The sequence below is a fragment of the Microbacterium petrolearium genome, assembly GCF_054782875.1.
This window is the reverse complement of record NZ_BAAGRQ010000100.1, coordinates 1-527: the sequence shown is the minus strand read 5'-3', so window position 1 is coordinate 527 and position 527 is coordinate 1. Positions and strand designations below refer to the sequence as shown.

The following is a 527-nucleotide window of genomic DNA, read 5'->3' as shown; positions in this document are numbered from 1 at the left end:
GCGCTAGGGCCAAGCGGCTTGTCGCTGTCAATCTTATCGACAGGCTGGTGTTTCCTTCGTTCCCTTTCGTCTTTCAACTCGTCTTAGGAAGGAAACAAGATAAAGTAGGACAAGACAAGTAGGGAGGTTAGTGTTATAATCTTATCCACGGCCATAGCCTTCATACAGCACCCTGCCCCGTCCGATCCAGGAAGTTAAGCTGAAGAGCGCTCGGTTAGTACCACGGTGGGGGACCACGTGGGAATCCCGGGTGCCGTGGTTCTTCTCTTTTTGCTTTTTGCCTGTTACATCATCATCATCTTAAAGAGGAAGAGTAAAAGGGAGGATAAAGGAAAGGCAGGTCTGCAGAAAAGGTGAGAAGAACGGGAAAAGAGAGAGAGAGCGAGAGGAGGGTGTGGGGTCGGGTTTTTGTTTTTGTTTTTGCAGCATGTCGAGTTTGAAAAGATCAAGAGTTCAGAAGTCGGGAGTTGGCACGGGTTCGTTTTTATAAGGGCGCTGGGCTGTTCATTGCATATACATATGTATAT

Annotated in this window: 1 rRNA gene; it reads left to right on the top strand. The window is 48.0% G+C overall.

Going from position 1 to position 527, the window contains the following annotated elements:
* The first annotated feature begins 143 nt into the window (after nucleotides 1–143).
* Nucleotides 144–262, top strand: a 5S ribosomal RNA gene (gene rrf, locus ACYVJ0_RS13825).
* The last annotated feature ends 265 nt before the right edge of the window (nucleotides 263–527 follow it).